This window comes from Sulfurovum sp. (assembly GCF_041551015.1).
GTDB lineage: Bacteria > Campylobacterota > Campylobacteria > Campylobacterales > Sulfurovaceae > Sulfurovum.
Genome location: NZ_JBFENQ010000059.1, coordinates 1 through 10,152 on the forward strand (window position 1 = coordinate 1; position 10,152 = coordinate 10,152).

Sequence of the window (10,152 nt, forward strand, 5' to 3'; positions counted from 1 at the left end):
TGAAGCACATCCCACATAGGTTCTGTAGACCATATACTCTTTGAGTATCTCTGCATCACCTGCAATGAAGCCCGAACGAAGTCCTGGCGCAGATGAACGTTTAGAGATAGAGTTGATCACCAACACATTTTTAAAGCTTTCGTTGCCTACTTCTCTACTAGCATTGAGTAGTGACGGCAGAGGCTCATTCAAATAAAGATCAACATAACACTCATCATTTAAAAGAACAAAGTCATGTTTCAGTGCCAACTGAACCCAACGTTTTAGATCTTTCATTTGCATCACTGATGATGTAGGATTATTAGGTGAATTGAGTATCACAAAATCCGCTCTACTCAGTGCTTCTTCATCTACTTCTGGTTGAAAATGATTGTTTTCATTCAGGTTCAGATAGATTACTTCAGCTCTACATGCTTTGGCTGCACCTTCATAGATCTGGTAAAAAGGATTAGGAAAAACCATTACAGGGTCTTTCACATCATGCAGTAAAAACTGAGGAAAGTTAAAAAGTACTTCTCTCGTTCCAAAAGTAGGAATGATTTGTGTATCATCAAGCGTTAAAGCAAAACGATTTTTGTTATACGTCAAAATCCCTTCTCTCAGTTCTTCTTCACCAGCAGTTTTAGGATACTTGTTGAGCAGTGAAGATGCTTCCTTGAGTGCATCAAGTATAAATGCCGGTGTCTCAAACTGAGGCTCACCGATCGTCAAACTAAGTGGAGTATAATCACTGCTAGGTGTCACATTGTCAAGTAGTTGATTGAGTTTCTCAAAAGGGTAGGTTTCGAAGTTCATTGTTGCCCTAAATTTTTAAAAGATTATAGCGTATTTGGGGTAAACTATAACTTTACAACAAATGCTCCATCATTGATATGATTACGTACTTTTTTTAGGGCTTTTCTTGCATCTTCTTCATCCTTATAAGCGCCGATAAGTACTTTATAGTTGTCAATATGACGTACAGTATATCGTAACCCTAAAGCTTTTATCTTCGATAAATACGCTTTATTTGGCATAGCAGAAAAAGAGCCCGCCTGCACATAATACTTGGCAGGATTCTTTTTTGACACATGTTTTACCGTGAGTGGTACTTTTGTTTTGACATTCGTAAATAACTTTTCTGATATAGCTTTTTTCTCTGATGCAACCTTTTTTTTCGTAACGCTTTCAGAAGAAGATTTCAAACCAGGTTTAACCTTGCTTTTTACCAACCATTCCATGATCTCATCTTGTAATTTTGCGCCACGGTATTTTGCCTTTGGACTGTTGATCATAATGACAACTGTATAAAATTTTCCTGCTCTATTTTTAACATATCCGCCTATATTTTTCACTTGTCTCAAGGTACCGGTTTTCATCCATGCACGTTTATTTACAACCGTGTTTCTAAAACGTTTTTTGATGGTGCCATCCACCCCCGCTATAGAGAGTGTCTCCATCCATCTACTCCCATAACGGTCATACGCATCGTCATACATATCAGCCAAAAGTTTTGCATTCATTTTTGAAGTACGTGAAAGCCCACTTCCATTATCTATCTTCAATTTTCCTTCACCCAAAGCACCTCTTGAATCCAAGATATATTTGACCGCATCTCTTCCTTTCTTCATTGTGGCGGGGGCACCATAGAGTTTTGCACCCAAAAGAAGCAACAAATGTCTTGCATAGAGGTTATTACTCTCTTTAGCTGTTTCAGAAATAATCTCTTCCAAAGAATCAGAGTAATGGGTAAAAAGTTCCCTTGCCTCCTTAGGTATCTTACGTAATTTCAAGCCTCCTCTTACAGATATCCCCTCTTGTATCAATCGATCTTTCAATGCATAATAGAATGACTTATAAGGTTTGGTGATGACTTGACAAATATTCCGTTTTCCACATCGTTTGGAAATCTTCCCTTGAAGAAACACGGTAGGGACTACTTCGCTCTTGTCAATTTTCACCCTTGGCCATGAGTATCTTCCTGTACAGGGTTTATTGACATGTTCTAATTGATCGACAACTTTGTAACTTTCATCCGCATGCTTTTTATGTACTTTATTTTCCTTGGGTATCACACAGACAGTCACCACACGTTCATTGAACATCATGGCATCAGGCATAGCATTATATGCACTATAAAGATTTTCATCAAAACCTGAACTGTCTTTATTACCTACTTCAAAATAGCTTCGGTCTATAACAATATCACCTCTTATTTCACGTATGCCCTCTTCACGAATCTCAGATGTGATCTTTTCAAGATCCTCAGCATTTAATGTCGGATCACCAAATCCTTTAATAAGCAGATCACCTTGAAGTACACCATTTTGTAATGTTCCTGTGGTATAAAATTTTGTAGGCCAACGGTAGTCAAACCCCAATTTCAGTACCGATGCATAGGTTGTGAGAACCTTGATAACAGATGCAGGGATCCGAGTCTTATGTTCGTTAAGTAAAGCGACAACTTTTCCACCTTTTCCTGCTTCTTTAATATAGATACTGATATCTTTTTCTGCGATACCTGATTTACGTATCTCTTCATTGATGGCCTGGGGCAATGCATATAGCCAGATAGAGAGGATAAAATAGATAAATAGACTTCTCAAAATTCTGCCTTATATGCACGAAGAAGTCGCTGCATCGCTTCTTTGAGTACTTCTTTGGATGTTCCTATATTCAGTCGCATAAACCCTTCACCGGCATCACCAAAGCTCTTTCCGTCATTCAGTCCAAGTTTGGCTTTATGTACGAAAAAATCCACCAGTTTATCATGAGACAGACCCAACCCTTTACAGTCAAGCCACATTAAAAAAGTCGCTTCCGTTGGAACTGCCTGTATAGGTATCTGATGCTCCTGCATAAAAGTTTTCACATAGGTGATGTTTGAGAGTAAATGCTCTTTGAGTTTTTCCAGCCATGGAGTCCCTTCATTATATGCACTCATCAATGCTTCTATCCCAAAAGGGTTCCCATTGGTAATACCTGACCTATCCTGTTCAACTCTATAGGCTTGACGCAATTTTGTATCAGGTATGATCGCATAAGAGGTATTCAGACCTGCAACGTTAAATGTCTTGGATGGGGCATTTAAGATGACACAGTGATGCATCATCTTTTCAAAACTGCCTACACTGTAATGCACCTTTTCATAGACAATATCTGCATGTATTTCATCAGAGATGATCAGTACATCATTGTCTATACAGATATCGATAATTTTCTCTAACTCTTCTTTAGACCATACACGTCCTGTTGGGTTATGTGGTGAGCAAAGCAAAAAGAGTTTGGCTTCTTTTACTTTACGCTCAAAGTCTTCAAAATCTATATGATAATTGCTATTTTCATATACCAATGTATTGTCAAGCACTCTTCTCTTTTTATGTTTTATGGAGCTTACAAATGGTGGATAAATAGGTGTTTGCACTATGATACCATCACCTTCCTGACTGTACGCAGAAATAATAAAATTCAAAGAAGGCACTACACCATAGCAAGGAACGATCCACTCTTTTTCTATCTGCCAGGAAAAACGGTTTTGCATCCAATTCTGAATCGATTCATAGTACTTATCAGGATAAATAGTATAGCCATACAAAGGATGAGAAGCTCTTTTCATCATCGCTTCCTGAACACAGACAGGAGAAGCTATATCCATGTCTGCTACCCACAAAGGAAGAAGCTCATCTGTTCCGAATTTCTTCTTGGCTTCATCCCACTTTACGGTATGTGTACCTTGACGGCTTACTGATTCAAACATCTCTACCTCTTTTGCCAGATCGTCATCTGTGCTATAGTATACTGGTGTTTACGTTCAGTCTCTTGTATGACAAAAGGGATATCTTGGGCATCGATGAGTTCAAAGTCTTTGCCTAGTATCTCTTTAAGCCCCTCAAGTGTTGTGACATTTTCACCGTCTCTTTTATATCCGCCTATCCATTTCTCTTTAGGGGTAGACTCTTCCTGCCAAGTATATGGAGAAGTTAAAATGAGCATACCTCCATCATTCAGACGTGAAGCCAATGAATCCAAAAACTTTTTAGGATCATAAAGTCTGTCTATGAGATTTCCAGCAAAAACAAGGTCAAAATCTTTGTAAATAGGTTTTAAATTACAGGCATCTGCTTGCCAGAATGTGACTTTGTTTCGTTCTTCTTCCAAGTCAAAGTCTGAAAGTTTCACTTCATAAAAATTTTCAAGTTCACCCTCAGTTGGCATTGTATAACGCAGTACACCATTTTCTTTCAGGTTTTGCGCTTCTTGTATGAAACGTGCAGAAAAATCTACCCCTATGACTTCATCAAAGCCACGTGCCAATTCAAATGAACTTCGCCCTATGGCACAACCTATGTCAAATGCTTTTCTCTTAGGTTTATCTTTCATATATACTAAAGCGACCTGTGCACAAGCTGCTGGATAATTTTCTACACCCAAAACATTTTCACCCCAACCAAAATGACAATACTGGGAAATAAGAGTGTCCGTATTGTAGATATTTGTAGTTACTCTCTCTTCATACTCACTCTGCACATACCTAAATCCTGCATGCTGATAAAAATGCCGTCTAAAACCATAACGGCTCTTTTGTGTAGCAAGATTTCCACAACTGATCCATGAACCTCCATTAATGATATCGTGTTTACCATCGAAGGTTGGAACAGAGAAATCATCATATATTGGGTGAACTTTAAAACCTTCAAAAGGATAGATAGGCGTACGTGACCACTGCCACACATTCCCTATAACATCGTAAAAATCACCATGCTTATAAGTATCTACAGGGACACATGAGGCAAAACCCTCAAGATTGATATTGGCGATCGTTTCACCTTTGGCAGTCCATTCCAGATAGGAAAGCACTTTACTCTCATCACGTAATCGTATGTATTCATCTTCAGTAGGTAAAGTAATATTCATACCCTCTTTTTGACTCTTCCACTTGCAAAATGCTGCTGCTTCCAAGAGATTTACCTCTACCGGCCAGTTCATCGGAAGGTCAATTTCTCTGCTTAAAGTGCGAAGTCTGTAGCCTGATTCTGCTTTATGCCAGAACATAGGATGTTCTGCATGCGTATAAGCTTTCCATGCCTTTCCTTCTTCACACCAGAATGTATCATTACTGTACCCCGCATCTTCTACAAAATCTAAGAATTCAGCATTTGAAGTAAGGTATTTTGCAGCTTTAAATGCTGGGATGAGTACCTGATGATCTCCATACTCATTGTCCCATCCAAAAAGTCTTGCATCTTTATTTTTCCCTAGGATCACTGTACCTGCACTTACATCAAGCAGTCTGTTTTTGGGTGCATCTGCATAACTTTCACACTCTTTCCATCCTCTGTTTTCCTGTACAGATTCAAATGGGAGTTGACGTATCAGTACTGAAGAAGTTTCAAGATGAATATTTTCATGTTCAATACCCATCAAAAAAACCCACCAAGGTGAATCATCAGTAATAGGGAGTTCTAAAGGAAGGGTATCTATAAGAGTAGAAACAGTTTTATATACTTCGTCACGATAAGCTTGGGTTTCAGCCAAAGTTGGCCAGTCATAATGTGCTTCATTCAGATCATCCCAACTCATCTCATCTACACCTACAGCAAAAATAGACTCTAGTCTAGAATCTATACGTTCATCGATGATCGTAGCAAGTTTTAATTTATTAATAAAAAATGTGGCAGTATGCCCGTAGTAAAAAATGATAGGGTGACGAAGAGGGTCTGCCTTTTGAAAGTAAGCACTTTCATCTACAACAATATCAAAGAGAGACTCATACCGTTTATAACAGAATTGAAAATAGCGTTTAATCTCTTTTCGTTTCTGTTCAGAATTTGTCCCATGAAGCGTAGGCATACTTGACACGTCTCATTCCTTCGAATTAATATACATGTAAGATATCTAACTACGCTTAAAAATCTGCCTTTTCTTTTGCACTCTCTATCATAGAGATGAAAATAGTATAAAGGTTCGCAACCACAGCACCAATTACCAATCCTGTTGCTAAAGGATCATTCCCGTAAAACTGCAAAGCAAAAAATGCCGGCAATAGGTGTAAGTCTGCAACCAATGAACCTGCTAAAAGTTCTGCTGAAAGCAAGTTTCTTACCCCTATCTTTAATAGTGTAGAAATCACATTCACAGACCCTGCTATAAACAGTGCTACCACAGAATGATCATACAAAAATGCCGCTGATGTCGTAAGTGACATCAACGTAAAAAACATATAAAAAACTTTACCCCAATTCATTCAAACTCCTTAAACTTTAACTATAGTGTACCATTTTCATACATAGCACGCATTTTTTCTTTCTCTTTCTCTCTTTTGAGTTTAGCTGCTTCTTTTTCTCTAAAGCCGCCTACTGAGAAACCAAGCCACATCAAAATAGGTGATGCTACAAAGATAGAAGAGTATGTACCCACTATAACACCCACAAGTAATGTGAAACTAAACCCGTTAATGATCTCTCCACCAAATAGGTAGAGTGTAAGCACAACAAAGAATGTTGTAAGTGATGTCAACGTAGTACGTGAAAGTGTACGTGTCACAGACTCATCGATAATAGTACCAAGATCCGGATCTTTAATCGTTCTGATACCCTCACGTATACGGTCAAATACAATGATCGTATCGTTCAATGAATACCCAAGAATGGTCAATAGTGCTGCCAAGATGTCGAGGTTTACCTCAACATTAAACAATACGATCATCCCCATAGCAATGGTCACATCGTGCATGAGCGCCATCACAGAAGCGACAGCAAAACGCCATTCAAATCTGAAGGAAACATAAATAAGAATACCGATGATAGCCAGCACCATAGCCATAAGTCCTTTTTCACGCAACTCAGATCCTACTTTAGCACCAACCATATCAACACGTCTTACTTCAAAGTTTCCTGTATCTTGAAGCAGTGTTCTCATTTTGTCACCGACATCTTCACCCAAGGTTTTTGAACTTGTTTTAGTACGGATAACCACTTCATCTTCACCACCAAAGAAAGTTACTGTTGCACCTTCATAAGATGTGTCAGAATCTATTGCTTTTCTTACTTTCTCTATGGGTGCTTTACCTTCGTATTGTACCTGGATCAGTGTACCACCGGCAAAGTCTATACCGTAGTTAAATCCTTTACCGATGATCAAGCCTAAAGCAATTATCAGGACGGCTACAGAGAGTACACCAAAACGTTTACTCTTACTCATCAACGAGAGAGGTTTTTTATATTTAAAAACTTCCATTATTTTGCTCCCTCTGTCTTAATACCAAACCAAAAGGCCAGTCTTTTTTTATCTATATTTGGCAATAACCATTGGTAGATACCATGTGTCCCCACAATAGCCGTAAGCATAGATGCCATAATACCGATACTCATCGTAAGTGCAAACCCTTTAATGGCTCCGGTACCATACACATACAGTACTGTTGCTGCGATCAATGTTGTCACGTTAGCATCCCAAATGGCGGTAAAAGCATTACTGTACCCATCTTCTATCGATTTACCAACAGATTTACCTGCATAGAGTAGCTCTCTGATACGCTCAGAGATAATGACATTCGCATCAACTGCCATACCGACAGTAAGAACGATACCTGCCATACCAGGCAGCGTAAGTGTCGCACCAAAAAGTGACATAATAGCGAGTATCAAGAAAAGGTTTCCTATCAGTGCGACATTTGCAACAATACCTGCCATACCATAGTAAACAACCATAAAGAATACAACCAAGATAAATCCTAACGCCAAAGCCATAGAACTTGCCTTAATACTGTCTGCCCCCAAACTTGGTCCCACCGAACGTTTTTCCATCACATAGACAGGTGCAAGTAACGCTCCGGAACGAAGGGCAATAGCAAGGTCATGCGCTTCTGAAAGTTCAAATCTTCCAGAGATCTGCACACGTCCGCCACCGATACGCTCATTAATATTTGGTGCAGAATAGACTTTATTATCTAAAACAACTGCCATACGCTTTCCTACACTGACGCCTGTAAAATCACCGAATATTTTGGCACCCTGCCCGTTCAGGGTAAAGTTGATCACAGGTTGATTACTCTCATCAAAACCTACTTTAGCATCTGTCAGCATAGAACCATCAAGCACAGGAATTGCACGAAGCAGATACTTTTCTCCCGTGTTTACATCTGGAAGTATCACATCACCATAACTTTTTGCTTCATCCACACTCATCGTGTTTACTCTTGTGTTTCTGTCTTCATCTACAGCCATAAGCTGTAAATGTGCTGCACGTGCGATAAGTTCACGGATACGCTGTTCATCTTCCTGCGTTTTAATACCTGGTACTTCTACAAGGATCTTATCTTCACCCTGTTTTGCTACCGTTGGTTCTGCAAGACCAAACTCATTGAGTCTGTTTCTGATAGTATCAACTGCTTGTTGAATAGCATTTTGTTTCGTACGCTCCACTTCAGCTTCCGTCATCTCCAATGAAAACTTCAATCCATTATCAATAACGACTGTACCTTCCAACTCTTTTTTGAGAAGTGTTTTGGCTTTGACAATATCATCACTATCAAGAAGGTCAAAAGTAACCTTCTCGCCATCCACCATACGAAGTTCATCAAAAATGATCTCTTCATCATCAAAGATATACTTCACAGATGCTGCCATAGACTTAATACGTGATTCAATGGCAATTTCACTTTTGATCCCAAGAAGCATATGCAAACCACCTTGAAGGTCAAGCCCTAAAGTGATCTTCTTGCCACTTTCACTTTGTGTCAAAGAGGGAATAGAAAATACCACACCAAAAATAAGTGCGAAAGCAAAAAGGATTACCCTAAAATTAAGCGTCTTCACCCAGCTCAACCTTTTTTGCAACATATGCTCTATCTAGTTTCACTATAGTGTCATCATTTAGTTTGATTTTGATAAAATCTTCTTCAGTTTTAACAATTACAGCCATAAGACCACCTGTTGTGATGATATTATCACCTTTACTTAGGCTTTCAAGCATTGCCTTGTGTGCTTTTTGGTGTTTTTGTTGTGGTCTGATAATCAAAAAATAGAAAATCGCAAATAAGATGATGAGTGGCAAAAATGAACCGATCGCGCTACCTTGTTGTTCCATTAGGAATCCTTTATGAATAAAATTAGACAATATTTTAGCACCTTTGAACTAACAAGAGCCTTGCTAATAGCACTTTTAAGTTCTGCATTCATTTACCTTAATTACTGGGGCTTTTCACATCCTCTGACGAACACCATTCTAGGAGTCACAACACTCTATCTCTTGCTGAGAGAAGAGAAAAAAGTTTGGTTCCTCTCTGGGGCATTTATAGGTTTTTTTTGGTTTTGGTGGATTGCATTAAGCCTTCAACATTACGGTATGGTTTGGGCAGTACCCATAGAGATAATTATCATTATGTTAACTTACGGAACACTCTTTTGGCTCCTTGTATGGGTTAGCCAAAAGATCACTTCATTTTTGCCAACTTCTAACACTTTAATTCCTTTGGTCTTCAAGGCTCTTAGTCTCCTGCTCTTGAGCTATATCCACCCTTTCTCTTTTAACTGGCTAAAACCTGAACTCATGTTTGTAGAGAGTTACCTAGGCATAGAAAAATGGCAGTTTACCATCATTTTAGGTGCTATTGTTTTGACTATTTGGAAGCAGCAGGTCATCTATCTTTTACTCATCATATTTGCCTATGAGTCAAACCTTTCGGCACCTATCAAAGCAGAAGAGAAGATCACGCTCATTACTACCCATACATCCGTCCAGGACAAATGGAACGAAACACTTCACCCCAAGCAGTTTGAAAATGTTTTCAAGCAGATCGATCAAGCCATCGAAGATAAAAAAAATCTTATCATACTCCCTGAATCTGTCTTTCCTATCTTTCTCAATCGTTCAAAATTTCTGGACAAACTGCAAGAAAAGGCCAAACATATATCTATCGTCACCGGAGGGCTCTTCTGGGATGGAAAAACACCAAGGAACTCAACCTATATTTTTACAGACAACAAGATCTCTGTAGCAAATAAAGTCCTACTTGTTCCCTTCGGAGAAAGCAATCCCCTACCAGATTTTTTAAGTAACTGGGTCAACAAAGTATTTTATGATGGTGCGGTAGATTATGTGGCAAGTGAACATGTCGTAGACTACGACATAGGCGGGAAAAGCTATAGAAATGCCATCTGTTTTGAAGCTACA

General features: G+C 38.9%; 9 protein-coding genes. 1 reads left to right on the plus strand and 8 read right to left on the minus strand.

Features of this window, described 5'->3' with window-relative positions; genetic code table 11:
* The 8 genes from ABZC96_RS05305 to yajC all read right to left on the minus strand — a co-directional run.
* Positions 1–795: aminotransferase class I/II-fold pyridoxal phosphate-dependent enzyme (locus tag ABZC96_RS05305; RefSeq protein WP_373029605.1), on the minus strand; the 795-nt coding region annotated here is incomplete at its 3' end.
* Positions 796–839: 44 nt separating this feature from the next.
* Positions 840–2,585 (minus strand): D-alanyl-D-alanine carboxypeptidase/D-alanyl-D-alanine-endopeptidase, encoded by a 1,746-nt coding sequence (gene dacB / locus ABZC96_RS05310; RefSeq protein WP_373029606.1) that lies wholly within the window; start codon positions 2,583–2,585, stop codon positions 840–842.
* On the minus strand, positions 2,582–3,736 hold the full coding sequence (locus ABZC96_RS05315) for a MalY/PatB family protein (protein ID WP_373029607.1): 1,155 nt from the start codon (positions 3,734–3,736) through the stop codon (positions 2,582–2,584). The genes dacB and ABZC96_RS05315 overlap by 4 nt, the downstream gene beginning before the upstream one ends.
* A 2-nt stretch (positions 3,737–3,738) precedes the next feature.
* Positions 3,739–5,829, minus strand: coding sequence for a 5-histidylcysteine sulfoxide synthase (ovoA, locus tag ABZC96_RS05320; protein WP_373029616.1), 2,091 nt, complete (start codon positions 5,827–5,829; stop codon positions 3,739–3,741).
* Positions 5,830–5,884: 55 nt separating this feature from the next.
* Positions 5,885–6,223, minus strand: coding sequence for a DUF6394 family protein (locus ABZC96_RS05325; protein WP_373029608.1), 339 nt, complete (start codon positions 6,221–6,223; stop codon positions 5,885–5,887).
* A 20-nt stretch (positions 6,224–6,243) separates the two neighbouring features.
* Positions 6,244–7,215, minus strand: a complete 972-nt coding sequence (secF, locus tag ABZC96_RS05330) for a protein translocase subunit SecF (protein WP_373029610.1) — start codon at positions 7,213–7,215, stop codon at positions 6,244–6,246.
* Positions 7,215–8,795 carry a protein translocase subunit SecD gene (gene secD, locus ABZC96_RS05335; RefSeq protein ID WP_373029612.1) on the minus strand — a complete coding sequence of 527 codons (1,581 nt, stop codon included), beginning with the start codon at positions 8,793–8,795 and terminating at the stop codon, positions 7,215–7,217. The genes secF and secD overlap by 1 nt, the downstream gene beginning before the upstream one ends.
* Positions 8,782–9,066 carry a preprotein translocase subunit YajC gene (yajC, locus tag ABZC96_RS05340; protein WP_373029613.1) on the minus strand — a complete coding sequence of 95 codons (285 nt, stop codon included), beginning with the start codon at positions 9,064–9,066 and terminating at the stop codon, positions 8,782–8,784. The genes secD and yajC overlap by 14 nt, the downstream gene beginning before the upstream one ends.
* A 12-nt stretch (positions 9,067–9,078) precedes the next feature.
* Here yajC and ABZC96_RS05345 point away from each other — a divergent pair.
* Positions 9,079–10,152: apolipoprotein N-acyltransferase (locus ABZC96_RS05345; RefSeq protein WP_373029614.1), on the plus strand; the 1,074-nt coding region annotated here is incomplete at its 3' end.

Excerpts from the sequence above, each read along its gene's own strand:
- ABZC96_RS05315 (WP_373029607.1), bottom strand. The coding sequence starts at position 3,736 with ATGTTTGAATCAGTAAGCCGTCAAGGTACACATACCGTAAAGTGGGAT.
- ovoA (WP_373029616.1), bottom strand. The coding sequence starts at position 5,829 with ATGCCTACGCTTCATGGGACAAATTCTGAACAGAAACGAAAAGAGATT.
- ABZC96_RS05325 (WP_373029608.1), bottom strand. The coding sequence starts at position 6,223 with ATGAATTGGGGTAAAGTTTTTTATATGTTTTTTACGTTGATGTCACTT.
- secF (WP_373029610.1), bottom strand. The coding sequence starts at position 7,215 with ATGGAAGTTTTTAAATATAAAAAACCTCTCTCGTTGATGAGTAAGAGT.
- yajC (WP_373029613.1), bottom strand. The coding sequence starts at position 9,066 with ATGGAACAACAAGGTAGCGCGATCGGTTCATTTTTGCCACTCATCATC.